The organism is Varibaculum cambriense (genome assembly GCF_022133705.1).
In the GTDB taxonomy this organism is placed as follows: Bacteria; Actinomycetota; Actinomycetes; order Actinomycetales; family Actinomycetaceae; genus Varibaculum; species Varibaculum cambriense_A.
On record NZ_JAKNHJ010000009.1, the window covers coordinates 37,789 to 62,354 of the forward strand.

A 24,566-nucleotide genomic window follows, 5' to 3' on the forward strand; every position below is an offset into this window, starting at 1 on the left:
TCAACCGCTCATGGTTTTCTCTTGCCTCGCTTCCGCGAATAGGAGCCATTCCCAGAAACGAAAAGAGCCAATTGCGTTTCCGGCATTCTCCCCTGACGGTGATTAGCTGGATATGCGTAAAAGTTCACCTCTCCGACCCGCACCTGTTCCCTAATCTCCGCTACTAAACCGGATCCTGGATTGTCACCGCCTGGAGCGATTGGAACTATTACGCTTAAGGCTAACGCCCCTAGGGCAGCTAGCAGCACCAAGCGTTTCGATACTCTTTGCATCATCTTGGAAAACCCTCCTTACGTCTATTTAGTGTTTCCACTATGGGTAATGCGTAAATAGGTTTCCAAGAATAAAAGCGCTGGTGGAAAGGTTTTGAGGTCGGGCGGGAATTGCGCCCAGATACACTTGTAGCCCCAGCAAAACGCCGGGGCTACGAGGTATTAAGCGTTCAGTTTTCTAGCAGGGCCAGGTGTTGCCCTCGCTATCTCCGCATCCGGAAACTTCGAATTGGTTATTTCCCTTGTACGTCCATTTCGAGCTGTCATCTTTGTAGCTTTTGCTTTCCCCGACTTTCCATTCGCCAGAATTGCCTGCCTTAGCCTTAGTCCCGGAGCGGCGAGGAGCTTGGTACTGCCGCTTAGGCTGAGCTTTCTTCTGGTAGGTGCGTGACTTGGGCTGAGCTTTCACCGGGGCAGGAGCCTGTGCCTTATTAGCCTTAGCAGGAGCCTCCGCCTCTGCCTTAGCTTTAGCTTCCGCCTCCGCTTTCGCCCTCGCCGGATGGTCCCGAGCAATCTTCTTATCACGCTCAGCGTTCAAAGCCTGCTTTTCCCTATCCATATCAGAGACAGTCGGCACCTTGTACACCGGAGCACTCACATTAGCATTACCCGCGCACCCAGCAAGCCCCACCCCCAACGCCACGCTTGCCAGCACTAACATAAGTTTTTGAGTTTTCATTTCTCCATTCCTTTCTTGAGCCTAAATGTTTACCTCACCACCTATGTAGGGCGCGGAGACAAAAAGCCTGGCGAGAACCTTATGGCATCATTGTAGTTTTTTAAGAATAGGATAATTGGCAAACCACGTTACTAGTTCGAGAAAGACCCCAGGAAAAACGGTCGCGACATGCCGAAATAATGCGATTTACCCATGGTCAAAACCGGTTAAGACTCCTGGGGGAACCAGTTTCTTTCCTTAGATGCCACCCCTTGTTGCATATACGCAACTCAGGTAGTTTTATTGCATTTATGCAACTCCTGATGTGAAAAACCCCTGCCAAGCACCCCTAAAGCGCTACTTATCCTCGAGATATGAATTGTTTTTGCGAGTACCACCTAATTTGATGCTTATTACCCGTGATACAGGCTCACCAGCTGCCCCAGAGTTTCACATTCGGCGATCTGGGTATCGGAACGTTTTTCACCCAGTTCTCCCTCAAGCCGTGCTATCACCGCGTACAGAGACAGATCGTCGAAATCCAACTGCGCCCTCAACTCCGTCGCCGGCTGCAGATCCGCCTGTTCACTGCCAGTTTCCGCGGCAACGGCCTCTAGCAGAGAAGCTATAACCGCTGGTTCACCACTAAAGTTTTCCCAGGCAGGAGGAATATTTCCCGAGGACGCATCCGAATTACTAGCGTTACTTTCCCCAGAAACCGCCTCAGATTCCGGGGCAGCACCAGACCCAGTTGTGTCCTCTCCCCCGGTTTCATTCACCGCGCCGCCGGGCAGGTTTTTACCAAAATCGGCGAGCGCCGCTAGCGCATCAGCATCTAGCGCCATCTCAGCCCACTCGATGTAGCCAGCGCACGGGAGCGCCCGCTCCCGCGTAGCGGAAAGGTTCGAGTTCTTCGTCCCAAGCGGTTCCCAGCGCCAAATCCAGTAGGCGACGCAATTCTTCTTGACTGCCTTGGGCAAGCGCCGAGCGCACGCGATCTTCCGGGATCACCACATTGCCCACCACATCGGTTTGGGCATGAAAAATCCCCAAGTCTGGAGTGTATGACCAGCGTCCCCCATTGTTGTTTACGGAGGCGTCCTCGGTAACCTCGAAACGCAAATGTTCCCATCCGCGCAGTGCGGAGGCTAGTTTAGCACCAGTCCCAGCCCTGCCGACCCAGGAAAGCTCCGAGCGGAACATCCCGGGTTGAGCCGGTTGTTCCGTCCACTCTAGGTTGACGCGTTGATCTAGAACTGCTCCAACCGCCCATTCCACGTGACTAGACAGCGCACGAGGGCATGAGTGTACGAAAAGTACACCGCGGGTGTAATCCTTGTTCATCGCTTCTCCTTTAGTGATCGCAAGGTTCGTCTTCCCCAACGGCCTGTGCACACTACAGAGTGATGACACGCGGTGTCTCAGTTTCTATTTTGCCCTCGATAGCGATTTTCAACAACCCCAAAAGCCTCTGACCGGCAATTTTGTGACTACTGAGGCCAATGTGGCACCTGTGGTTTACCGATCGAGAGAAAACACGAGAAGAGGCTTGAGCGATAGCTCGGGGGCTGGGTTTGATCCGAGCAGGTGCGGTGGGCATAAGAATTCGGAAAACGCCGCTACGTTTTCCGAATTCCTGGGCAGGAGGACAAACCCAGCCCCCGCGCTAACTAACAGCCACCAGGCTCATAGCACGGGTCGAGGTCGGGAAAAGATACGAGAGGGGGCTTGAGCATAAGCGTGGAGGCGGATTTATGCCGAGGGGTAGGCTCCGGGCACTAAATCCGTGAAAATGCCAAAGCATTTTCCGGATTTCGGGGCGCGAGGCAAAATCCGCCTCCGCGCTCCCCACAACAAGCTTTTACCAGCTACAGACCTTTTTCGCGAATCTCTTTAAAGGCTTTCCGACGCGTTAACCGATCGAGGCGATCAAGATAAAGATGACCATCTAAGTGGTCACATTCATGCTGAATGCAACGCCCCATAAGCTCTTCGCCTTCGACCACTTTCGGCTTGCCATCCAGGTCAATCCCTTCGGCACGCGCATACCAGGCGCGCTGACAGGGGAAGAACAGTCCCGGCACCGACAGGCAACCCTCGTCGCCATCTTGGTATTCGTCTTTTGAAACCTCTACCAGACGGGGATTAAGAATATAGTCGACTTCCCCGTCAATGTTCCAGGAGAAAGCCCGCAGCCCCACGCCAATCTGATTAGCGGCCAGCCCGGCACGCCCATCGGCATCTACCGTTTCTAGCAAGTCTTCTACCAACTGTTTTATATGTTCATCGATTTCGCCCACCGGTTCACAGGGGGTGCGCAAAATCGGATCTCCGATTACTCTGATTTCTCGAAATGCCATTTCCTATTCCTCCTCGCTGCCCGCTGCCGCCGCAGCCGGAACGATTTTTTCTGCCCGCGCATAGGCTTCCGCGAGATCCTGGTGCACCTGGTCATTTACATATTGGAAGGCATCTACAACTGCGATTTCACGGCGTTCACCAGTGGCACGACACCGTACTTCCACGGTTCCTTCTTTCAATCCGCGCCCGATCACTACCAGCCAGGGCATGCCCAGCAGTTCCGCATCCTTGAATTTAACCCCGGCAGAGACTTTCTTGCGGTCATCGATCAAAGTATCGATCCCGGCGGCGGTGAGCTGGTCGCCTAGCGTTTGCGCGGCCTCGAAAAGTTCTGTCCCTTTGCCGGTCACCAGTGCATGCACTTGGAAGGGCGCCACATTAGTTGGCCATTTCAGCCCGACCTCGTCGTGGTATTCCTCGGCGATAGCGGCCATTACCCGGGAAACCCCGATTCCGTAGGATCCCATGGTTACTACCTGGGATTTCCCGTTTTGATCGAGCACGTTTAGCCCTAGCGCCTCGGAATATTTTGTTCCGAGGGCGAAGATATGCCCGATTTCGATTCCGCGGGCGGTCTGCAAGGCTCCAGAACCATCGGGAGCCGGATCCCCATCTCGCACTTCCGCAGCTTCAATAAAGCCGTCAGCGCGGAAATCTCTGCCCGCCACCAAGTGATAAAGGTGGGTGTCTTCTTTGCCGGCGCCCGCGATCCATTCGGTACCTTCTACTACCCGCGGATCTAGGAGGCAGCGGGGGCTGCCAGAAATGTTTCCGTCCTCATTAATTTTGCGATCCGGATGGTCTGGCCCGGCGCAGGTAGGCCCAGTAAAGCCCGGTACGATATTGGGGTAGGCGGCCATATCTTCCGGGGTCGCCATTTCTACGTCTGCCCCCAAGGAGGCTTCGAGGCGCCGCATATCAATTTCGCGATCTCCGGGTACGCCCAGGAGCAGCACTTCCCGTTTACCATCGGCATAAGTCGCGGCAACCATGAAGGCTTTCAAAGTGTCAGCTTTAGTCCATGCTCTGCCATCTTCGCGGGGGAAATGCTCGTTCGAGTAATCCACCAATGCTTCTATAGTGTGTGCACCGGGGGTTTTACGTTCAATCGCGGCGGGAAGTTGCGAATAATCTTGCGGCTCGGGGGCAATAGTGGTCACGGCCTCCACATTGGCGGCATACCCGCCCTCGGAGCGCACAAAAGTATCTTCCCCAATAGCACAAGGGAAAATGAACTCTTCAGAGCGCGATCCTCCCATAGCGCCCGCCATCGCGGAACAAATCACGAAATCTAGCCCTAACCGCGAGTAAATCCGCTGATATGCGCGGCGTTGCTGCTGATAGGATGCCTCTAGCCCCTCGTCGTCAATGTTGAAAGAGTAGGCGTCCTTCATAATGAATTCGCGGCCGCGAATCAGACCTGCCCGAGGGCGCGCCTCGTCCCGATATTTTTCTTTGATCTGGTAGAGGACGACCGGCAGATCTTTATAGGACGAATAAAAGTCTTTCACCAACAGGGTGAACATTTCTTCGTGAGTGGGCGCCAATAGATAGTCAGCGCCTTTGCGGTCTTGCAGTTTAAACAGGGAGGGCCCGAACTCTTCCCAGCGGTTGGTCGCTTCATAGGGTTCGCGGGGCAACAGCGCGGGGAAAGCTACCTCGAGGGCGCCGATGCGATCCATTTCTTCGCGTACTACCTGCTCTACGCGCCGAATCGTGCGCAACCCTAGCGGGGTCCACGTATAGATTCCGGGTGCAGCACGGCGAATATAACCGGCGCGCACCAGCAGTTTATGGGAATCCACTTCGGCATCTACCGGGTCTTCCCGCAAAGTCCTAACAAAATAAGTCGACATATTGTAAGCCACGTTCGCCAGTTTAGTAGATGATGCAAAGGAACCTAAACCGCGCCGTTCCGGCAGGAATCAACAATACTTTTTATCCGGATACCGGTGCTAACGCTAGCCAAAAGTTACGCGCGAGCGAGAAGTTTTTCCTCCCGCCCAAAAACTCGCCGATGCCCACGGCATCTGCGAGTTTTACGCCCACCTAACCTGATCGGATAAAACTTCTCTCTCGCGCTCGCGGTTACGGCGGTAGCAAGATACGGAACCCCGGGTTGAAGCACCAAGAGCAAACTTGCGTTGACAATTCCTGCAAGGAGCAGCGCGGGGAAAAATAAAAAGACGGGCGGGTTAAACGGGGAGAGCTTGGTTTTATTCGAGCAGGTTGACTTTATTCAAGTGGTTTCAACTTCAGATACCCGGCTATTCAAAAGGAAAGCGGTAAGACCCTTGAGCTTAGGAATTCGGTAAACGTCGCTAGGGGGTTGGGGTTTTCGTAGAGGAGTGGGAAAAGATCGGGCTTAGGTTGGCATTAAGCGGGGAGGATTGGTTTTATCCGAGCGGGCGCGGTGGGCATAAGAATTCGGGAAACGTGGCTACGTTTGCCGAATTCTTGGGCAGGAGGAAAAAACCAATCCTCCCCGCGGGAAAAGATGCGAGAGGGAGAGTGATACTAAGCGCGTGGGCAGATTTATGCCGAAGGGTAGGCTCCGGGCGTTAAATCCGTGAAAATGCCAAGGCATTTTCACGGATTTCGGGGCGCGAGGTAAAATCTGCTCACGCGCGTTACCGGGGTTCCCCGAGTACTTTTCCCACTCCTGCCTAGAGAAACTAGGCGATTACCTCGACTTCACCGGAGCCTTCTTCTAGACCTAGTAGCTCGGCTTGACGATGCGCCTCCGCAATCAGGGTAGGCACGATTTCCTCTTCGGGAACCGTCTTAATCACTTCGCCTTTAATAAAGATTTTTCCTTTACCGTTACCGCTGGCTACCCCCAGGTCGGCTTCCCGCGCCTCGCCGGGACCGTTCACGATACACCCCATAACCGCAACTCGCAGCGGCACTTTAATCTCGTCCTTCAGCGCATCAGTAACGGCGTTTGCCAACTTGTAAACATCGACTTGGGCGCGTCCGCAGGAGGGGCAGGAAACAATCTCCAGGGTGCGTTCTTTTAGCCCCATAGATTGCAGGATTTCAATCCCGACTTTTATTTCCTCCACCGGATCAGCAGATAGCGACACCCGGATAGTATCCCCGATGCCTTGACGAAGCAGCGCCCCGAAGGCGGTCGCCGATTTGATAGTGCCTTGGAAAGCCGGGCCTGCCTCGGTTACTCCCAAGTGTAGCGGCCAATCCCCCATTTCACTGAGCAGTTCGTAGGCGCGAATCATAGTCACCGGGTCATGGTGTTTAACCGATATCGCAAAGTCGTGGAAATCGTATTGCTCGAACAGGCGTGCCTCATTAACCGCGGATTCTGCCAAAGCCTCCGGGGTAGCTTTCCCATGGCGTGCCATTACCCGCGGATCGAGGGAACCGGCATTAATTCCAATCCGCAGGGCGGTGCCGTGCTGGCGGGCGCATTTGGTGATTTCTTCCACCTGGTCATCGAATTTGCGGATATTACCGGGGTTTACCCGCACCCCCGCGCAGCCGCCCTCAATCGCGGCGAACACATATTTGGGTTGGAAATGAATGTCGGCGACTACTGGAATAGTAGATTTTTGGGCGATTACCGGCAGCGCCTCCGCATCATCTGCGCTGGGGCAGGCTACCCGCACAATATCGCACCCGGCGGCCGTTAACGCCGCTATCTGCTGCAAGGTGGCACCAATATCGGTGGTTTTGGTGGTACACATGGACTGTACGCTGATTGGGGCATCTCCCCCAATACCTACGTCTCCGCAGCGAATCTTGCGAGTTTTTTTTCGCGGGAAACCCGCGGGCTTTACTTCCGGCATTCCTAGTTCAACACTCACGTTCCTATTATGACGCTTTCAGACACTAAAGCCCTAGTTTCTGGAAAGAATAACGCTTTTACCTGCGCTATTTCCCCGGCCTATTTTACAGTAATCACTGAGGGCGAAAGACCGCCAGTATTAAACGATGACCGCTCCCCATAACTCAATAACTAAGGTAAGCGAATGGGGTCAACAATATCCGCCACCATCAGTAGCACGGTCATCGCTATCAACAGTCCTGCCACCACGTAGGTCAACGGCACAGCTTTCGCGGCATCAATGGGGCCAGGAGCGGGGCGCGAACGGAGCCGCGCATAGCAGTTCTTGATTCCTTGCCAGCAGGCACCGGCAATATGTCCGCCATCTAAGGGCGGCAGCGGAATCAGGTTGAATACAAACAGCGCCATATTTAGGGAAGCTAGCAGGGAAAGTAAGCCTCCGGCGCGACCTGCCAGGGTCACCTGGGTTGAGGGCGCAGAACCGATCTCTCCCGCGATTCTACCTACTCCCAGGACTGACATGATTCCGGAGCTATCGCGCGGGGTGTCAGTGAAGACTGCAACTCCCACCTCCCACACTGCTACCGGCAGTTTCAAGACTACTGCTCCGGTTTGATAGAACATTTGCCACATGGTTTGCCCGTAGGTGGCCAGCCCCGTGCTTTGACGCACCGAACGCGCATAAAGCCCGGCTTTCCCATCTACCCCGGATAGGTGCAGTTCAATCACTTCCCCGCCGCGCTGGACTGACACGGTGGCATCCCCATGGGTAGCGTTAGCATATTTTCGCAGGTCTTCCCAGGTGTTAATTTTCTTACCATCCCAGGCGACTAACTTATCTCCCGGTTTAATCCCGGCCTTGGCTGCCGGGGAGGGTTGGGCTCCCTCCTGGCCGCAATCAACCACCTGTCCTGCTTTCAAGCAAACGGCTTTATCAACAGTGGTAGTGGGGGTGGCAATCCCAATCCCCAGCATTGCTATCGCCATCAGTACGAACGCTAAAAATAGGTTCATCACTGGCCCGCCGACCATCACCATTAGGCGCTGGGATACCGGCAGGTTGTAAAAGCCGCGGTGGCGCTGAGTTGAAGGAATCTCGGAAAGCGAGGCGTCGCGGGCTTCTTGCGACCAGGTAGGAACCAAGTTTTCGGCTTCCTCCGGGTCGAGGGCGCGCGCCTGGCGTACTGAAAGTTTCTTGCCGTCCAGTTTGTAGGCAAACTGATCCGGGTCACCCGGGCCGTACATTCCCAGGATGCGGCAATAACCCCCTAGAAGGAAGGCTTTAACTCCGTATTCGGTTTCCCCGCGTTTACGTGAAAACAGGGTGGGACCGAACCCAATCATGAACTGGGGAACTAGCGCCCCAAATTTTTTAGCCGGTAGCAGGTGCCCACATTCATGCAGACCAATAGAGATAATCAGTCCGATAACCAGAATTATTATTCCCAGCAAAAAAGCCATGGGGATAGCCTACCTAGCGTTCATGACAATTTCCTGAGCCTTAGTTTTCGCCCAGGTTTGCGCAGCCATAATTTGCCCTAAATCTGGATTCTCCACCCCGGTATGTTCGGACAATACTCGCGCTAGCGAATCCACTATTTGCAGGTAGGGCAAGCTTCCATCCAGGAAGGCATCTACGAATATTTCATTGGCGGCGTTATAAACCGCCGGGTGAGAAGCGGAGGCCGCCACTGCTTGGCGCGCCAGTTTTATTGCCGGGAAAGTTTCATGATCTACCGGTTCGAATTGCCACTGCTGGACTTGAGTAAAATCCAGGGGGGTAACAGTTTTTTCTAGGCGGTTCGGCCAATCCAGTCCCAGGGCGATCGGCAGGCGCATATCGGGCGGGGAGGCCTGCAAAATACTGGCGCCATCAATCCAAGTTACCCCGGAGTGAATAATCGATTGGGGATGAATCACCGGCACAATATCTTCGGGCGTAACATCGAATAAAAGGTGAGCTTCTATCAGTTCCAAACCCTTGTTTACCAGGGTGGAAGAGTTGATAGTCACCACCGGCCCCATTGACCAAGTGGGGTGATTGAGGGCTTGCTGCGCGCTGACCTCAGCTAAATCTGCACGTTTCTTTCCCCGGAAAGGACCGCCAGAGGCAGTAAGGATAATCTGGCTTACTTCACTGTAACCATCCTGGTTTACGCTGGTTAACCCCTTATGGTGGACACCACTAGCTAAGGCTTGCGCAATCGCCGAATGTTCAGAATCTACCGGTACGATTTGGCCAGGGCGCTGGCAGGCAGCTTTAACTAAGGCGCCGCCCACAATCAAAGATTCTTTATTTGCCAGCGCTAAGGTAGCCCCACTATCCAAGGCGGCCAAAGTAGGAGCCAGCCCCACCCCGCCGGTAATCCCATTGAGGACTACCGCTTGCCGGCTGGCTCTCCTCGCTGCTCGGGCACTAGCATCGTCTCCTGTCAAAATCTCGGCTTGATATTTATTTGCGCCAGGAAGTTCCGCAGCTAGCGCAGTCACGAATTCCTCGCCCCTATCTAAGGAAATCGCCACAATTTCGGGGCGGAAACGGGCAGCTTGCCGCGCCAGTAACGTAAGGTTAGCCCCACCAGCGCTGAGGGCGCGCACACAAAACCGCCCCGGATTTTGAGCGATTACCTCCAGTGCTTGCGTACCGATAGATCCCGTGGATCCCAAAATGAAAACGTCGCGCACTGCCCCTCCCCGATTCGAAAGATATTTTGCCGGTTATTGCCCGAAGGCAAACAGTTATTCCACCGCCAGCAGTACTTCTACCGCTCGCGAGAGATAGGCATCGACTACGCCCTCTTTATAAGCCTTTTCATTCTTTGCAGTCTTAAAAGTGGCACTGCGAATCTCGGCGGAGGTGATTCCCTTATCCGAGTCAAAATACTGTGCGAGCCGGTCGAGTAGTTCATCCACCTGGGTGGCGTCATAGCCTTTACCGTTTGGGTGAGCGAAACGTTTGCCCCGCGGACGGAGCATCCGCGGATAAAGGGTAGTTGCTCGCTGCGCTACCCTTTCCATCCAGGCTTGCGAACCGTTAACTGCTACATTGTCTGCTCGGTCACGCCGCACGAAAGCGGCTTCCAGACGATCCATAGCCTGGTCGATCGCGGCAGTTTGATATCCGCGACGCACTAGGTCAAAGTGGGCACCCCGCACCTGGGCGGCCGAGAATTTTTCAGCCGGCACCCCGCCCTCATAGGCTTTGCGAGCATCCGCAAAAAACTCGTCTACCTGGGAGGGGTCGTATCCCCGCGTAAAAAAACCGGCCCTAGGAAAGTTGTTCTCGCTCATTTGCCAGTCCTCTCCTTCCGAGATTTAGTTGCCAATTGACCACACGCTCCGTCAATATCTTGTCCCCGAGTATCGCGGATAGTGGTGGTGATACCTTTACGTTCCAGAGTATCTACAAATTCTGCTTGCGCGTGGGATTCACTCGCCGTCCAGATAGATCCGGGGGTGGGATTTAACGGAATCGGGTTCACATGCGCCCAGCCGTGCCCGCGAGCATTCAGCAAATCTGCGAGCAGTCCCGCTCTCCACGCCTGGTCGTTCATGTTCTTGATCAGGGCGTATTCGATGGAGACCCGCCGGCCGGTAGCTTTAAAATAATCGTAAGCAGCGTCTAGCAGTTCGCTAACCTGGAAGCGAGAATTTATTGGAATTAGCTCATCACGCAATTCGTCATCGGGAGCGTGCAGGGAAATCGCCAAGGTGACCGGGATTTTCTCTTCCGTTAGCTTCTTGATTCCGGGCACCAGCCCCACAGTAGAAACCGTGATTCCCCGCGCGGACATTCCGAACCCTTCCGGGGGCTCGGCAATCAAGCGGCGAATCGCGCCCAGCACTGCCCGATAGTTAACCATGGGCTCTCCCATCCCCATGAACACCACGTTGGAGAGGTTGCAGGGATCTCCGCCTAGTTCGCCCTCCTGACACACCTTACGTGCCAGGCGCACCTGTTCTACGATTTCAGCGGTTGAAAGGTTACGGGTCAGCCCCATTTGTCCGGTGGCGCAAAAGGGGCAAGCCATTCCGCATCCCACTTCGCAAGAAATACAGAGGGTAGCGCGGGAGGGATAGCGCATTAGTACCGACTCTACTTCGGCGCCATCAAATAGTCGCCACAGGTATTTGTGAGTCATTCCCTGATCACCGCTACGCTCCACGACTTGCTGAACTAGCTGCGGAAATGCCAGCTCCGCGAGTTTCTCCCGCCCGGTAGCGGGCAGATCAGACATTTGGCGCGGATCGGTAGTTAGGTGCGTGAAATAGTGACGGGATAATTGGTCGGCTCTAAAGGGCGGAAAACCGGCCTCTTTTAGCATTTGTTTGCGTCCCGCCAGATCAAAATCGGCCAAATGCGCCGGAGGTTTAGTCCGTTTAGTTGCTTGGAAACGCAGCACGGGGCGCGCATCCGGGGTGCTAGCTCCCTCAGGGGCCTGGTCGGTGGGCATTACTTGCCAGGGATCGCGCCGCGGTTTGGCTCGGCGCATCAACTCTTTATCGCTCGTGGAGCCGCTAGCCTTATCAGCGAAGCGTCCGCCCTTCAAAGATGCCCGGGATCCGTCCTTTTGTCGCTTTTGAGCCGATCCTGGTTGCGCTAGCTTTGCCATTTAGAGTTTGCCATCCTTTAAAAGATACCCAAGGACACCAGGAAAAAGAGGGGCACGGTGATGAGTAGCGAGTCCAGGCGATCCATCACTCCGCCATGACCAGGTAGTAAATTACCCATGTCTTTAAGTTGCAGATCCCGCTTTATTAAGGACTCTCCTAAATCTCCGCAGGTAGCAACCATGGGAGTGAGAATCCCTAGCACTGCGATTGCCCAAACCTGAGTTCCGGTCGCCCAAACCGCAACTGCGGCGGCGAGTGTACACATCACTACGGAACCGGCGAACCCTTCCCAAGATTTTGCGGGCGAAACCGCCGGAGCCAGAGGGTGCTTACCTTTAAGTACCCCCGCCGCGTAGCCACCAATGTCATTACATATGGTGATCACAATCCACACTATTATCGGAGCGGGGTGATGGGGATTATGCAGCATAATGACCACAAAAGATGCCAAGAAAGGCAAATAGATGGCAACAAAACCGGTCACTAAGAGGTCGCGAGTCGCAAACTTGGAAGGGCCGGAACTCAAGCGCCAGATAGCACAAGCTATCAAAGTAGCTAGTAGCGCCGCCCATACCCCCTCCGGTCCTAAGAGATAGGCGCAGACCAGCATCCCGATACTGCCCACCACCAGGGGTGGTAAACACAGTTTTACCCTAATCCGAGATACGGCTCGCGCCATCTCAAATTCGGCCATCACCGCCACCACCATGATGAACACCAAAAAACATACCGGTGGTGCCAGGAGCAAGGCTAACACCAAGGCACCCAGGCCTACCCCCACCGCAATCGAGGCCGGTAGGTTGCGACCTGCCCGCGACTTTTTCGGTTTTGCGAGCGCATTCTTGGTAGGTTCTGGGTTCATCAAAGAGACAGATCCCTCGCCTTGGATCGGGGGACGGTGGTTCAACTATATCTCCATTAGTTCTTTTTCTTTGGCTTCTAACAGAGCATCCATCGTGTCCACCTGTTTCTTCGTCAAAGCCTCGATTTCTTTTTCTGCACGCGTTACTTCGTCCTCGCCGGCATCGCCATCTTTCTTTAGCTTGCCCAGCTGATCCAGGGCTTTACGGCGAATACCGCGAATAGATACGCGACCTTCCTCGGCTTTTTGTCCCGCAAGTTTTACGTAGTCGCGGCGACGTTCCTCGGTTAGTTCCGGCAAGGTTACCCGAATATGGTTTCCCTCGTCAGTGGGGTTTACCCCCAGGTCGCTGTCCCGAACCGCCTTGATGACATCGTTAGTGGAGGACTTGTCATAGGGGGAAATCAGCACGGTGCGCGGCTCCGGGATATTGATGGTAGCTAGTTGCTGCAAAGGCGTGGGCGCCCCATAGTATTCCACCATAATCGGGTTAAACATGGCAGCGTTGGCACGCCCGGTGCGAATCGCAGTGAATTCTTCCCGGGAGAACTCGATGGCTTTTTCCATCTTCTCCTCAGCTTCGAGCAGAATATCGTCAATCACTTGGTTACTCCTTGTCAGCAGAAACTAATGTACCGATTGTCTCACCTAACAGCGCCGAAGTAACGTTGCCGGGCTCAGACATTCCAAATACCCGAGTATTTAGTTTGTTATCCATACAGAGACTGAAAGCAGTGGCATCCATAACCTTCAGTTCCTTCTGGAGAGCTTCTTGATAGGTTAAATGATCAAATCGGGTAGCGGTGGGGTCAGTCTTCGGGTCTGCACTATAAACCCCATCAACGCCGTTTTTACCTACCAATAGCTCTTGGCAATGGGTTTCGAGGGCGCGCTGGGCACTTACCGTGTCGGTAGAGAAGAACGGTAGGCCGGATCCGGCACCGAAGATTACTACCCGACCTTTCTCCATATGGCGTACCGCTTTTAAGGGGATATAGGGTTCGGCGATTTGTCCCATAGTGATGGCGGTCTGTACCCGGGTAGTTACCCCTGCCTGTTCTAAGAGATCCTGCAAGGCCAGGGAATTCATTACCGTTCCTAGCATTCCCATATAGTCGGCGCGTGCTCGATCGAGGCCGCGCTGGGAAAGCTCGGCGCCCCGGAAAAAGTTTCCGCCCCCAACTACCACTGCGACCTGGACTCCTTGTTCAACGGCCGCCCCAATCTGGTGAGCTACCGAATTGATTACGTCGAGATCCATGCCAACTTGGCCGCCCCCAAAGACTTCGCCGGACACTTTCAGCATCACTCTGCGTTGTTTATTTCCGACTTCTTGGTTCACCCTTATCCCCTTAATATTGTTGTTTCCTTGAGGGCAATATGCCTGTTACTACCTTAACCCGAAGCGTTAAAGCTGGGGTGCTTCTCCCTTGCAATCTTGCTATTTACTGGAGGCAAATCCCCAATTAACTGTCTCGATATAAAGATGTGGCCTCAGGATTTCCCTGAGGCCACATCACTATTTGCTTAAGAACCTACGTGGAAGCGGGCGAAAGCAGTAACTTTCCCACCCGAGGCTTTCACTATCTGCCCTACCGACTTCTTCGGATCTTTCGCAAAATCCTGGTCTAGCAGGCAGTTGTCTTTGTAGAACGATCCCATCCGGCCTTCCACGATCTTGTCAACGATCTTTTCCGGCTTGCCCTCTTTCAGGGTCATTTCCCGCAGAGTTTCGCGTTCCTTATCCAGTTCCGCCTGGGGAACTTCTTCGCGGTCAATGAAACGGGGGTCATAAGCGGCGATGTGCAGTGCGATATCGTGCGCCACGTCTGCGCCGGCTTTATCGGTGGCTACCAGTACCCCGACCTGTGCAGGCAGATCCGCGGAGGAGTAGTGCAGGTAGCTGGTTACGGCCTCGCCATCAATCCGGGTTACCTTACCCAAAACAATGTTTTCAGAGAAGAGGGCGCCGATTTCCTCTACCTTTTCTTTAACGGTGCCTTCGCCACATTTTGCTTCCAGCAGTTCCTCGCGAGTGCTTACCCCGCTGTCAACCAGCGCTTGCATGATTTCTTCGGCGGCCTCCACGAACTTGGGGGACTTGCCCACAAAGTCAGTTTCGGAGTTCAGCTCTACCATTACGCCGGCCTGTCCGTCCGCGGTGTCCAGCACTTTCGCCATCACCAGACCATTCGCAGTGGAACGATCTTCTCGCTTAGCCAGGGATTTCTTACCCGCTAAACGGATCGCCTTTACCGCTGCTTCCTTGTCGCCGTTTGCCTCTTCCAGTGCCTTCTTAACTTCCATCAGACCGGCGCCGGTCAGTTCGCGCAGTTCCTTAATGTCTTGCATCGAAATAGCCATCAGTATGTTCCTCTCGTTAACGATCCTTAGCGGATTATTCAGACTTTTCTGCTTCGACGGGGGCTTTTTCCTCTTCCGCGGAAGCGGCGGGCTCTTCGGCTTTCTTTTCTTCGCCCTCTTCGCTATTTGCGGTACCCTCTAGCAGTTCCCGCTCCCAATCAGCCAAGGGTTCATCACTGGCCGGAGCGGTTTCTTCGCTGGAAGAAGCCTCTTGCTCGCTAGTTTCTTTCTTAGCTGCCGCCTTTTGCGAGCGAGCAATTAAGCCATCGGCGCAGGCATCGGCAATAATCCGGGTGAGCAGCGCTACCGAGCGGATAGCGTCATCATTGCCGGGAATGCCGAACTCGATCTCATCCGGATCACAGTTGGTATCCAAAATCGCTACGATCGGGATGTTCAGCTTGTTGGCTTCTGCTACTGCCAAGTGCTCTTTATTGGTGTCAACGATCCAAACAGCGGAGGGGATACGCGCCATATCGCGGATACCACCTAGAGTGCGGGAAAGCTTGTCTTTCTCGCGGCTCATCATCAACAGTTCTTTCTTAGTGCGCCCCGAACCGGCTACATCGTCGAAGTCGATTTGTTCAAGTTCTTTTAGACGCTGCAAACGCTTGTGCACGGTCCCAAAGTTGGTTAGCATTCCGCCCAACCAACGCTGGTTAACATAGGGCATCCCTACCCGCTCAGCTTGCTCCGCAATGGAGTCTTGTGCTTGCTTCTTGGTGCCGACAAACAGGATATTTCCCCCGCGCAGCACGGTTTGCCGCACGAAATCGTAGGCGCGATTAATGCCGTCGAGAGACTGCGCCAAATCGATTACATAAATACCGTTGCGATCAGTCAAGATGAAGGGTTTCATCTTGGGGTTCCAACGCCGGGTTTGATGTCCAAAGTGTACGCCGCTCTTGAGCAGCTCAGACATGGTTACTACCGCCATGACTTCCTTTCAGTGCGCTAAGGCGCACGTATTTTGGGGCTATCTGCCCCGCTTACGGTTTCCATTCGGTTCCTGGCACGACGTCCACTGACACCTGTTTCAGCCACAAGATCATTTTTGGGTTACCCCAAAAAGACCCCACCAAAAACAGGACCGAAGCCAGCGTGACCCAGCTGGGCTGGTAGTCGTACGCGAAGTCACCTGGCAATCCAGGTGCTAAGAGCTAGCTTAGCGGGAAATCATAGCCTACCCCAAGCTGAAAGCGGCACTGAACAGTGTTAACCTGCTGACAGTTTCCCAGATTGTGCCGGTAGGGTTACTTTTTCTAGTTATCCCCACAGGCACATAGTTATCGCTTTTGCTTACCAAGTTATTTAGGAGTTTCTCCCAGGGCTTACCGCGTTCAAGCTGGAGGGTATGAAGCGATCTTCTCCCCCACCCCTGCTAATACTAGCGGCGCTATCCGCCATTTGTCTGCTGGCATCTGCTCCTGCTCCGCCAGTTGCGGTCGCCGTGCGTACCGCGAGTAACGCCCAGCTGGTAGATCTGCGACAACTATCCGGCGAAATTGGGTTCTACCATTGGCCCAGTCGCTCTCCCGTGAAGATACTACGCCCTTTCACTCCCCCGGCATCTCCCTGGGGCAGCGGGCACCGCGGAGTTGATTTAAACATTCCTGCAGGCAGTGAGGTTTATAGCGCCCGCGAGGGAACCGTATTTTTTGTGGGAACCATCGCGGGCAGCCCCAGCATCTCAATTAAACATTCAGCGCTGATACGTACCACCTATACCCCGGTCAAAAGTGATTTAACGGTAGGGACGGCAGTGGCGGCCGGCCAAAAGATTGAAACCCTTCAGGCGGGGCACCCGGGGCTGCATTTTGGGGCAAAAATTGATGACCATCACTATCTAAATCCCCTCCTGCTAATCTTTGGACCTATCCGACTCCTGCCCGATCCCTAAAATCAGGAGCTAGTATCTGCCCCGTTTTCCGGGGATAGCTGTACTGGTATCGGCTGCTACCAGGCCGCTGTCTGCAGATACCCAGCCACGAGCTTCTCTGACTAAAAACCGGCATTAACTTCCCATATACAGGCACCGAACAGCATTTTTAGGCAGTTTAGGCACGGGGAAACGCCTGCTGATAGGCACCAATTATGCGATGAGCATCCACATGGGTATAACGCTGCGTTGTAGACAGCGCAGAGTGTCCTAACATTTCCTGGATTACCCGCAGGTCTGCTCCCCCTTCCAACATATGGGAAGCCATTGAGTGGCGCAGGCCATGCGGCCCTAAATCGGGTACTCCCGCCAAGGCACAGGCGCGGTGCAGTCGTCCCCGCACGATCCTTTCCGAAACTGCTCCCCCTTGTGCCCCCAAAAAGAGGGCGTCACTCGATGCAGACTTTTGGAGCTCTCCCCGCGCCGCTTGCAGGTAAAACCGGAGGGCTTTGGCGGCCTGAGGGCTGAAGGGGACTATTCGCTCTTTTGAGCCTTTACCCCACAGGCGTACAGTGCGGGCTTCGAAATCAATATCTTCCGGAAGTAGGGCACATATTTCCCCCACCCGCGCCCCGGTTGCATAAATCAATTCGAAAATCGCCCAATCACGAGCCATGACCGCATCATTATCTGCTTGGCTTTCGCACCAGGCAAGTAGTTGTTTTGCTTGGTCAATCGACAGCAAGTGGGGCAGATTTTTCGCAGTTTTCGGGGTACGCAATTGTTTCGCAAAATCCGTTTCCACCACTTGATTCTGTTTCGCCCATTTAGAGAAGGCACGCAACGCAGCTATCTTTCGCGCAATGGTGGTATTCGATTGCCCTTCCGCGCGCAGCTGCGCTAACCAGTTCCGCGCCGCCGGTAAGGAGCAGGCAGGCAGAATAGATTCTTCTTCTTTGATATGGCAATGATCCAGCCATCCGCGCAGATCTGCCAGATACGCTTTTATTGAGGCTTCAGAAAATGCTTTCGCATATTTCAGGTAGTGACGATAATCTTCAAGTACTTGCCCCCGCTTGGCTGCTCGCATTCTTAGACCCCCGCCTTTTTCCATTTACCGGCTACCTGAATCACTCGCCCCTCCATTTCCAGGTTACCCATTGCCGCGACAACTTCCCCGATAGCTGCCCCGCTGGCACGCGCAATTGCCTCGATATTGGCGGGGCTGCGTAGCGGAGTAGCATCCAGAATCCGCCCGCTCAAAGGATCTAAACCGTCAAGATAACCGCTTTTCACTCGGCCTCTTTCAGTATTTACCGTCCCCAAAGGCGCAATCATTTCTAAAACGTCCTCTGCACCGCTAATTAGAGTAGCGCCATCCCGAATTATTTGGTTGGAGCCTGCCCATTCGGGTTGATTTATTGGCCCGGGCACTGCCCCTACCTGACGACCTAGCTCTATGGCATGCCGGGCAGTATTGAGCGCCCCCGACCGAAAACCAGCCTGGATCACTACGGTTGCAGCTGATAGTGCCGCGATTAGGCGATTTCGATCTAAGAATCGCCAGCGCGTAGGACGCGCCCCAGGCGGGTATTGGCTAAGCAACAGACCGCTGCGAGAAATCTGTTTAAACAGATCACTATTGGCAGCAGGATAGGGACGATCCAGGCCTCCGGCAAGTAGAGCGATCGTAGGAGCCGAGGCACGCAGGCACGCCTGGTGAATCAGGCAATCCACCCCGTAAGCACCTCCGGAAACCAAAGTGATCCCTTCGCTAGCGCAGCGCCAAGCAAGTTCGGTGGCGACATCGTGGCCGAGGGCGGAAACTGCACGCGCCCCCACCATCGCAACGGTTTTGCCGCAGTCCCGGTTCATTAGAGAAGTATCCCCGATCGCCCACAGCGCCCAGGGGGCATTGCTGACGTTATTAAACGCGGTTGGCCAATCGGGATCCCGGCGAGTAACTAACTTAAAACGCCCCTTTGCTAGTAGCTTTTCTAGCGCCGGTAAGTCGAGTACTTCCAGGCGGCTGCGCCACCGGGCAAAACTCTTATCCCATTTATCAGTGCCGGTGCGCCGCAATAGTTCTACCGGTAGATAAGTGTGCCAGCGCTCGGGATCATCACTGGCCGCGCGCCGGGCATTTTTTAACGCGGCAACCGGTCCGAGTTCATTAAGGAGCAAATCGGCGGCCGGATCACCCGCCTCAGTCAGCCGGGACCAACTGGCACAAGCCAGACGGTACTGGTAATTATCATCCATACTTGCCTCTCTTTCCACGATGCGATCCCGCTAATTGGGGCGCTGTGAATTTCTAAGTGAATACGCCAAACCAAAATCTTCTCGGCTGGGTTTATCGCGTCCTTGTAAATCAGCAACCGTCCAGGCTACCCGGCAAATCCGGTCAGCTCCCCGCATAGAGATCCGTCCCGAACCCACCAGCCGATCTAAACGTTCTTTCGTGCCCGTATCGAGCGTGTGCTTCAAAACTCGGCTCGGAACCCGCGCATTAAGGGCGACTCCTTGCTCTTTCCAACGCCGCTGCGCGCGCTGGCGGGCAACTAACACCCGCTCCCGTACTGTTTTGCTGCTTTCTGGAAACTCGGTAGTGGTTAAATCAGCAATCTTGGGGCGCTCTACCCGGCACTGCAGGTCGATGCGATCCATCAGGGGCCCAGAAAGCTTGGCTAAATAGCGTACTCGCTGATAGGGGGTACATTTACACTCTTCCCCTAGCTGTCCCCACATTCCGCAAGGACACGGATTTGCCGCAATCACCAACTGGAAAGCAGCCGGAAAACTGGTTACCGCTCGGGAGCGATGCACCGTGATCTTTGCAGTTTCTAGAGGCTGCCTTAAAGCATCTAAACTGCGGGATTGAAACTCGGGAGCTTCATCAAGGAAGAGGACGCCGCGATGCGCTAAGGAAATCGCGCCCGGCGCGGCAATGCCGCTACCTCCTCCGATTAACGCCGGTAGCGTAGCAGAATGATGCGGGGCGATAAAGGGCGGACAACGCATCAGTCCCTGAGCAGGTATGAAAGTACCCGCTAAGGAGTGAATAGAAGTTACCTCCAGCGCTTCTTCATCATCAAGGGACGGTAAAATCCCCGGTAGGCAACGCGCCAACATGGTTTTACCAGCCCCGGGAACCCCAATAAAACTCAGGTGGTGACCCCCGGCGGCCGCAATCTCTAATGCTTTTCGAGCAAGAAAAGCTCCCCGTACCTCCTGTAAATCTGGGGGATCATCTGGGATTGCCTCTGGATACAGATTCGGCCGCGCTGGCGCTGTTGTGGCTCTAATTTGTGCGACCCGCGCCTTCATTTTTCGCATACCCAAGTAATGTAGCGCCTCTACCAGGTGCGATACTCCGATAATCTCTATTCCCTCAATCAGGGATGCCTCTGCGACCGCCTCGGAGGCCACCATTACTTTTTTGAAGCCCGCGCGGCGTGCCGCCAAAACCTGCGGCAAGATTCCTTTTACCCGATAGACCCGTCCATCCAGGCCCAGCTCCCCGCAAAACACCATTCCAGCTGCGCGTTTTTGTACCCCGGCACAGCGCGAAGCCACTACTGCCAGTGCAATCGGTAAATCGAAACCGGAGCCAGTCTTAGGTAATTCCGCGGGTGAAAGATTAACCGTTAACCGGGTAGGTTCGAAGCGCAGACCCGTAGAAGCGATCGCGGCCTCCACCCGGGAGCGGGATTCTCTAAGTGAAGCATCCGGTAATCCTACCAGCGCAAAAGCCGGTAAACCTTGGGTGTGGTGCGCCTCTACTTTAATCAGGTGGCCACTTAATCCCACCATGCCTAGGGCAAAACAAGTTCCGATTTGTGGCATTTTAAATCCCCTGACAGTGGGTAACTACCGGCACTTTTCCTCCGGAAGCATCGATCGCAATCATATCGATGCGCACTCCACCCCTTGACCGCACCTGGGGATGACTGCTGAGCCACAAGCTGACTAACTGGCGCAGGCGGCTATATTTTCCCCGCCCTATTCCCTGCTTCGCACCCCCATATTCGCGGGTAGTCCGGGTTTTTACTTCCACAAAAACTAGACGGGTAGATTGAGGATCCCGACAGATAATATCGAGTTCCCCAAAGCGACACCGCCAGTTACGCTCGATTATTTGATATCCGCTGTCCTTAAGCATGCGGGCGGCAAGCGCTTCCCCGGCCGCACCGATTTCGCGGTTTTTCGTTCCCATTCCTTAAGGATTACCCGCTAGAATCGGGAACTAAACTTTTTATTTACCGGTCAAGGAAAACCAATAACTACCTTGCCTGTGGACAAGCACACCTGCCGAGTCAGGCTCTAGCACCCCCGGTTAGGTACTTAGGTTGTCGTCTACTAAAATCAGAGCCTAAACTATTCAGCTTGTTCCGGACTGCGTATCAGATAGTCAAAAGCACTCAATGCCGCATTAGCACCGGCACCCAAGGCAATCACAATCTGCTTATGGGGGGTATTAGTACAATCCCCAGCCGCGAAAATCCCCGGCGCCGAAGTCGCGCCCCGGTTATCTACCTTGATATAGCCATCTTCCAACTCAACAGTTCCCTGCAACCAATCGGTGTTAGGAATCGATCCGATCTGCACAAAAATGCCATCCAACTGCAATTGCTGTGTCTGTCCCGCGGCGTCACGGTATTCGAGACCGGTTACGCGATGACCATCTCCCAAAACCCTGGTGGCATTGGCAGATTGGATAACTTTAGTATTAGGAAGCCCCCGGAGTCGATCAACCAGTACCTTATCGGCTTTCAGCTGGTCTGATAGGTCAATCACGGTAACTTCACGAGCTAGAGCCGCTAAATCAATCGCTGCCTCCAGCGCTGAGTTTCCGCCTCCCATCACCGCTACTTTCCGATCAGCAAATAGCGGAGCATCACAGTGGGGACAGAAAGTAACTCCTCGGTTTAAGTATTGTTCTTCCCCGGGGATGTCTAGGCGTCTAAAATTGGTTCCTACGCTGATCACTACCGCGCGCGCCCGCAGCAGAGCCCCGCCCTCGGTAGTGACTGGAATTAAGCCGTCCTCGCCGCGCTCCCCGATTTTTTCTATCCGAATTCCACTGATCTGATCCACCGCGTAATCACGCAGGTTAGCCTGGAAAGTCCCCGCTAACTCTTCCGGTTGAACGCGCTCGAGAGTAATAAGGTTCTCGATCTGCCCGCTCTCTAGGACTTGACCGCCAATCCGGTCAGCCACCATCCCGACTCGCAACTGTTTGCGCGCCGCATAAACTGCCGCGGCAGTCCCCCCAGGCCCGCCCCCGACTACGAGCACATCGAAGGGCTCCAGGGCATTCAAGCGTTTGAGTCGCAGCCCGGTCATTCCCCGCCCAATCTTGGACACAATCTGCTCGAGGGTTACCCTGCCCTGCAGGAATACTTCCCCATCTTTTATCACTGTGGGCACTGACTGCAGATGGTGATGTTCGAATTCTTCCCAGAAAGTCCCGCCATCGACAGTGGTGTGTTTAATCAGGGGATTAAGCACCGCCATCGCATTTAAGGCCTGTACCACATCTGGACAGTTCATGCAGGAAAGCGAAACGTAGGTGATGAACTCGGTGGGCTCGTCGATCTCTTTAATCGCGGCAATAATATCCGCATCTGCTTTTACCGGATGCCCGCCTACCTGTAGCAGTGCTAACACAAAGCTGTTGAACTCGGTTCCGGTCGGTACCCCCGCAAATCGTACACTGATATCGGAATCCACGCGCCGGATGGCAAAGGAAGGTTTGCGCGGATTTTCTTCCCATTTGACCTGGATTAGATCCGATAATCCCGCAATCTGGTGCAAGATTTCGGAAGTCTGCTTGGATTGTTCACTGTAGTCCAGCGAGGTAGCCAGTTCAATCGGGTATTTAATCAACCCGATAACTTGTTTTACCTGATCAAGTATCTTTTCTTCTAACATGTTTATAGCTTCCCGGACAGATCAAAAGTCGGGGTGATGGTACTTTCACCCAAATCCCAATTAGCGGGGCATACTTCATCGGGGTGATCGTAAATATACTGCGCCGCCCGCACTTTCCGCAGTAGTTCTCCCGCGCTACGCCCGACTGCGTCGGAGGTAGTCTCTACGTATTGAATAATCCCGCTGGGGTCAATCAAGAAAGTACAACGATAGGCACACCCAGACTCTTCATCTAAAGCTCCAAAACCCCGAGAAATCTTGCCAGTAGGATCAGCCACCATGGGGAAAGAAATCTTTTGAATCCGTTTTGAGCTGTTATGCCAGGCTTTATGGGAATGATGCTTATCGGTAGAAACCGAGTAGACCTCCACCCCCATCCGTTGTAGCTGGGCGTAATTGTCCGCCAGATCCTCTAGTTCGGTGGGGCAAACATAGGAAAAATCTGCCGGATAGAAGAAAACAATCGCCCATTTATCACGATAATCTTCACTGGATACATCGACAAAGGAATCATTGTAGAACGCTATCCCGGACCAGTCCGGCGCTACAGCATTAATCTTGGACACTGTCAGCCTCTTTCGCCTTTAACCATCATTAGCTGTCTAGTAGTTCTCTTATATGGTAACAGCCAGCTGCTACCCCGGTTTGGTAAATGCCGAAAGCCGACGAGGATTTTAGATAGTTATTTCCGATTCGGGCAGCTTTTCAACGTTAATATCTTTGAAAGAGTAAACCTTCACCCGATTAACAAAGCGGGAAGGACGATAAATATCCCACACCCAGGCATCTTGCAAAGTTACCTCGAAGAAAACGTCCCCACCATTGCTGTGCATCTGCACATCTACCTGGTTAGCCAGGTAGAAACGGCGATCGGTTTCCACTACGTATTTGAAGATGGAAACCACGTCACGGTATTCGCGAAACAGGGCAAGTTCCTGATGATTCTCGTACGCCTCTAGATCTTCAATGCCCAATGTCATCCCTTCTGCGTGCTGAATACTAGCGGAGGCTGCACCCGTTTTTCCCGGCGGATCCGCCAGGCTCTAGCGAAAGCTGCGGAGGATACCCCCTGCAAATGCCAACTGAGACGATGAGACGAATCAAGTCCCAATTGCGCGATTGCCTGCAGATGTTGCGCGGACGCATAGCCCTTGTTTTTTGCCCAACCATATCCGGGATCGGATAGGTCGCTCATTAGTCTATCTCGAGTCACTTTTGCTAGCACGGAGGCGGCGGCGATAACTACCGATTTACCATCACCTTTCACCACGGTGGTAACTTCCCGCGGGATTTCTGCTTGTGAGGACGCGCTTACCGCCGATGCCGACTGATCCGCATTAGCGTCCGCAAATAAATCTGTGGGAGCGGACAGATAGTCAAAACTGCCATCTAAAAGCAACAGTCGCGGAGAAAAGCCCTGTTCCCCCAGAGCTTCTAAGGCGCGAAAGGCGGCTAGCCTCAGAGCGGGGGTTAGTCCTTCTTTATCGATTTCCTCGGCACTGGCCATTCCGACTGCCCAGGCTGCTGGCCAGGCAGAAAGCTCGTCAAACATGGCTTCTCGCCGCCGGGGCGTTAACTGTTTTGAGTCGGTTAAACCGGCAGGCGGCTCTCCTTCGGTGCCATCGATGACTGCTATCCCTACCGCGAGTGGGCCGGCGATTGCTCCGCGTCCGACCTCGTCAATACCGCCAACGCAACGCATTTGTAAGGGAGGGACTGAGGCAAGTGGATCTGGTAAAACCGAGCCCTGCCCATAGCGGTTCTCAGCGTCTTTCAGCAGAGATAATTCTAGGTCGCGGGAAGGTATGGTTGCCATT

The 24,566-nt window shown here is 54.1% G+C and carries 26 protein-coding genes; 2 read left to right on the forward strand and 24 right to left on the reverse strand.

All coding sequences use genetic code 11. The features are described from left to right. Positions 1–8: 8 nt before the first annotated feature. From L0M99_RS05520 to ispG, 7 genes are all read right to left on the reverse strand, one after another. Positions 9–275 (reverse strand): hypothetical protein, encoded by a 267-nt coding sequence (locus L0M99_RS05520; RefSeq protein WP_024059181.1) that lies wholly within the window; start codon positions 273–275, stop codon positions 9–11. Between the two features lie 175 nt (positions 276–450). Beyond that, entirely contained in the window at positions 451–951 is a 501-nt protein-coding gene (locus tag L0M99_RS05525; RefSeq protein WP_024059182.1) for a hypothetical protein, read from the reverse strand. A 392-nt stretch (positions 952–1,343) separates the two neighbouring features. Continuing rightward, positions 1,344–1,775, reverse strand: a complete 432-nt coding sequence (locus tag L0M99_RS05530; RefSeq protein WP_024059183.1) for an acyl carrier protein — start codon at positions 1,773–1,775, stop codon at positions 1,344–1,346. Position 1,776: 1 nt separating this feature from the next. Next, positions 1,777–2,274, reverse strand: a complete 498-nt coding sequence (locus L0M99_RS05535; protein WP_238128023.1) for a DUF3145 domain-containing protein — start codon at positions 2,272–2,274, stop codon at positions 1,777–1,779. 524 nt (positions 2,275–2,798) lie between these two features. Then, positions 2,799–3,290, reverse strand: a complete 492-nt coding sequence (gene def / locus L0M99_RS05540) for a peptide deformylase (protein ID WP_238128024.1) — start codon at positions 3,288–3,290, stop codon at positions 2,799–2,801. Between the two features lie 3 nt (positions 3,291–3,293). Continuing rightward, positions 3,294–5,159 carry a proline--tRNA ligase gene (locus tag L0M99_RS05545; protein ID WP_238128025.1) on the reverse strand — a complete coding sequence of 622 codons (1,866 nt, stop codon included), beginning with the start codon at positions 5,157–5,159 and terminating at the stop codon, positions 3,294–3,296. Positions 5,160–5,966: 807 nt separating this feature from the next. Beyond that, the gene (gene ispG, locus L0M99_RS05550) at positions 5,967–7,097 is read right to left on the reverse strand and encodes a flavodoxin-dependent (E)-4-hydroxy-3-methylbut-2-enyl-diphosphate synthase (protein WP_238128058.1); all 1,131 of its coding nucleotides are present in this window, start codon (positions 7,095–7,097) and stop codon (positions 5,967–5,969) included. A gap of 27 nt (positions 7,098–7,124) precedes the next feature. On the opposite strand from ispG, the gene L0M99_RS09850 reads away from it, so the two are divergent. Further along, the gene (locus L0M99_RS09850; RefSeq protein WP_278605853.1) at positions 7,125–7,259 is read left to right on the forward strand and encodes a hypothetical protein; all 135 of its coding nucleotides are present in this window, start codon (positions 7,125–7,127) and stop codon (positions 7,257–7,259) included. Positions 7,260–7,267: 8 nt separating this feature from the next. On the opposite strand, the gene L0M99_RS05555 is transcribed toward L0M99_RS09850, so the two are convergent. From L0M99_RS05555 to rpsB, 9 genes are all read right to left on the reverse strand, one after another. Next, complete coding sequence (locus L0M99_RS05555) at positions 7,268–8,557, reverse strand: M50 family metallopeptidase (RefSeq protein ID WP_238128026.1); 1,290 nt, start codon at positions 8,555–8,557, stop codon at positions 7,268–7,270. Between the two features lie 9 nt (positions 8,558–8,566). Next, positions 8,567–9,781, reverse strand: coding sequence for a 1-deoxy-D-xylulose-5-phosphate reductoisomerase (gene dxr, locus L0M99_RS05560; protein WP_238128027.1), 1,215 nt, complete (start codon positions 9,779–9,781; stop codon positions 8,567–8,569). Between the two features lie 54 nt (positions 9,782–9,835). Beyond that, complete coding sequence (locus L0M99_RS05565; protein ID WP_238128028.1) at positions 9,836–10,387, reverse strand: DivIVA domain-containing protein; 552 nt, start codon at positions 10,385–10,387, stop codon at positions 9,836–9,838. Next, positions 10,384–11,589, reverse strand: a complete 1,206-nt coding sequence (gene rlmN / locus L0M99_RS05570; protein ID WP_238128059.1) for a 23S rRNA (adenine(2503)-C(2))-methyltransferase RlmN — start codon at positions 11,587–11,589, stop codon at positions 10,384–10,386. The genes L0M99_RS05565 and rlmN overlap by 4 nt, the downstream gene beginning before the upstream one ends. A gap of 137 nt (positions 11,590–11,726) precedes the next feature. After that, positions 11,727–12,572 (reverse strand): phosphatidate cytidylyltransferase, encoded by an 846-nt coding sequence (locus L0M99_RS05575; protein ID WP_238128029.1) that lies wholly within the window; start codon positions 12,570–12,572, stop codon positions 11,727–11,729. A 45-nt stretch (positions 12,573–12,617) separates the two neighbouring features. Beyond that, positions 12,618–13,175, reverse strand: coding sequence for a ribosome recycling factor (frr, locus tag L0M99_RS05580; RefSeq protein WP_238128030.1), 558 nt, complete (start codon positions 13,173–13,175; stop codon positions 12,618–12,620). Between the two features lie 4 nt (positions 13,176–13,179). Then, complete coding sequence (pyrH, locus tag L0M99_RS05585; RefSeq protein ID WP_238128060.1) at positions 13,180–13,878, reverse strand: UMP kinase; 699 nt, start codon at positions 13,876–13,878, stop codon at positions 13,180–13,182. Positions 13,879–14,099: 221 nt separating this feature from the next. Beyond that, entirely contained in the window at positions 14,100–14,939 is an 840-nt protein-coding gene (gene tsf, locus L0M99_RS05590; RefSeq protein WP_399336750.1) for a translation elongation factor Ts, read from the reverse strand. Between the two features lie 31 nt (positions 14,940–14,970). Then, on the reverse strand, positions 14,971–15,873 hold the full coding sequence (rpsB, locus tag L0M99_RS05595; protein ID WP_238128032.1) for a 30S ribosomal protein S2: 903 nt from the start codon (positions 15,871–15,873) through the stop codon (positions 14,971–14,973). 417 nt (positions 15,874–16,290) lie between these two features. Here rpsB and L0M99_RS05600 point away from each other — a divergent pair, with 417 nt between their 5' ends. After that, a complete protein-coding gene (locus tag L0M99_RS05600) occupies positions 16,291–16,836 on the forward strand; it encodes a M23 family metallopeptidase (protein ID WP_238128033.1) in 546 nt (181 codons plus the stop codon). A 157-nt stretch (positions 16,837–16,993) separates the two neighbouring features. On the opposite strand, the gene L0M99_RS05605 is transcribed toward L0M99_RS05600, so the two are convergent. From L0M99_RS05605 to L0M99_RS05640, 8 genes are all read right to left on the reverse strand, one after another. After that, positions 16,994–17,929 (reverse strand): tyrosine-type recombinase/integrase, encoded by a 936-nt coding sequence (locus L0M99_RS05605; protein ID WP_238128034.1) that lies wholly within the window; start codon positions 17,927–17,929, stop codon positions 16,994–16,996. After that, a complete protein-coding gene (gene dprA, locus L0M99_RS05610) occupies positions 17,908–19,077 on the reverse strand; it encodes a DNA-processing protein DprA (RefSeq protein WP_238128035.1) in 1,170 nt (389 codons plus the stop codon). The genes L0M99_RS05605 and dprA overlap by 22 nt, the downstream gene beginning before the upstream one ends. A 30-nt stretch (positions 19,078–19,107) precedes the next feature. After that, complete coding sequence (locus L0M99_RS05615; RefSeq protein ID WP_238128036.1) at positions 19,108–20,661, reverse strand: YifB family Mg chelatase-like AAA ATPase; 1,554 nt, start codon at positions 20,659–20,661, stop codon at positions 19,108–19,110. 1 nt (position 20,662) lies between these two features. Next, the gene (locus L0M99_RS05620) at positions 20,663–21,031 is read right to left on the reverse strand and encodes a YraN family protein (RefSeq protein WP_024059201.1); all 369 of its coding nucleotides are present in this window, start codon (positions 21,029–21,031) and stop codon (positions 20,663–20,665) included. 161 nt (positions 21,032–21,192) lie between these two features. After that, positions 21,193–22,749, reverse strand: a complete 1,557-nt coding sequence (gene ahpF / locus L0M99_RS05625; RefSeq protein WP_238128037.1) for an alkyl hydroperoxide reductase subunit F — start codon at positions 22,747–22,749, stop codon at positions 21,193–21,195. Between the two features lie 2 nt (positions 22,750–22,751). Then, positions 22,752–23,315, reverse strand: coding sequence for a redoxin domain-containing protein (locus L0M99_RS05630; RefSeq protein ID WP_024059203.1), 564 nt, complete (start codon positions 23,313–23,315; stop codon positions 22,752–22,754). Between the two features lie 108 nt (positions 23,316–23,423). Continuing rightward, positions 23,424–23,729: a DUF2469 domain-containing protein gene (locus L0M99_RS05635; RefSeq protein WP_024059204.1), complete on the reverse strand. Its 306-nt coding sequence runs from the start codon at positions 23,727–23,729 to the stop codon at positions 23,424–23,426. After that, positions 23,726–24,565 (reverse strand): ribonuclease HII, encoded by an 840-nt coding sequence (locus L0M99_RS05640; protein WP_238128038.1) that lies wholly within the window; start codon positions 24,563–24,565, stop codon positions 23,726–23,728. The genes L0M99_RS05635 and L0M99_RS05640 overlap by 4 nt, the downstream gene beginning before the upstream one ends. Position 24,566: the final 1 nt, after the last annotated feature.

Coding starts and splice junctions, on each gene's coding strand:
- ispG (WP_238128058.1), bottom strand. CDS start 7,097: ATGCCGGAAGTAAAGCCCGCGGGTTTCCCGCGAAAAAAAACTCGCAAG.
- L0M99_RS05565 (WP_238128028.1), bottom strand. CDS start 10,387: ATGAGCGAGAACAACTTTCCTAGGGCCGGTTTTTTTACGCGGGGATAC.
- pyrH (WP_238128060.1), bottom strand. CDS start 13,878: ATGCTGAAAGTGTCCGGCGAAGTCTTTGGGGGCGGCCAAGTTGGCATG.
- L0M99_RS09850 (WP_278605853.1), top strand. CDS start 7,125: ATGACGCTTTCAGACACTAAAGCCCTAGTTTCTGGAAAGAATAACGCT.
- L0M99_RS05525 (WP_024059182.1), bottom strand. CDS start 951: ATGAAAACTCAAAAACTTATGTTAGTGCTGGCAAGCGTGGCGTTGGGG.
- L0M99_RS05620 (WP_024059201.1), bottom strand. CDS start 21,031: ATGGGAACGAAAAACCGCGAAATCGGTGCGGCCGGGGAAGCGCTTGCC.
- dprA (WP_238128035.1), bottom strand. CDS start 19,077: ATGGATGATAATTACCAGTACCGTCTGGCTTGTGCCAGTTGGTCCCGG.
- rlmN (WP_238128059.1), bottom strand. CDS start 11,589: ATGCGCCGAGCCAAACCGCGGCGCGATCCCTGGCAAGTAATGCCCACC.
- L0M99_RS05640 (WP_238128038.1), bottom strand. CDS start 24,565: ATGGCAACCATACCTTCCCGCGACCTAGAATTATCTCTGCTGAAAGAC.
- L0M99_RS05530 (WP_024059183.1), bottom strand. CDS start 1,775: ATGGCGCTAGATGCTGATGCGCTAGCGGCGCTCGCCGATTTTGGTAAA.
- rpsB (WP_238128032.1), bottom strand. CDS start 15,873: ATGGCGGTAGTAACCATGTCTGAGCTGCTCAAGAGCGGCGTACACTTT.
- L0M99_RS05555 (WP_238128026.1), bottom strand. CDS start 8,557: ATGGCTTTTTTGCTGGGAATAATAATTCTGGTTATCGGACTGATTATC.
- L0M99_RS05600 (WP_238128033.1), top strand. CDS start 16,291: ATGAAGCGATCTTCTCCCCCACCCCTGCTAATACTAGCGGCGCTATCC.
- ahpF (WP_238128037.1), bottom strand. CDS start 22,749: ATGTTAGAAGAAAAGATACTTGATCAGGTAAAACAAGTTATCGGGTTG.
- L0M99_RS05635 (WP_024059204.1), bottom strand. CDS start 23,729: ATGACATTGGGCATTGAAGATCTAGAGGCGTACGAGAATCATCAGGAA.
- L0M99_RS05520 (WP_024059181.1), bottom strand. CDS start 275: ATGATGCAAAGAGTATCGAAACGCTTGGTGCTGCTAGCTGCCCTAGGG.
- L0M99_RS05535 (WP_238128023.1), bottom strand. CDS start 2,274: ATGAACAAGGATTACACCCGCGGTGTACTTTTCGTACACTCATGCCCT.
- L0M99_RS05575 (WP_238128029.1), bottom strand. CDS start 12,572: ATGAACCCAGAACCTACCAAGAATGCGCTCGCAAAACCGAAAAAGTCG.
- L0M99_RS05605 (WP_238128034.1), bottom strand. CDS start 17,929: ATGGAAAAAGGCGGGGGTCTAAGAATGCGAGCAGCCAAGCGGGGGCAA.
- def (WP_238128024.1), bottom strand. CDS start 3,290: ATGGCATTTCGAGAAATCAGAGTAATCGGAGATCCGATTTTGCGCACC.
- L0M99_RS05615 (WP_238128036.1), bottom strand. CDS start 20,661: ATGCCACAAATCGGAACTTGTTTTGCCCTAGGCATGGTGGGATTAAGT.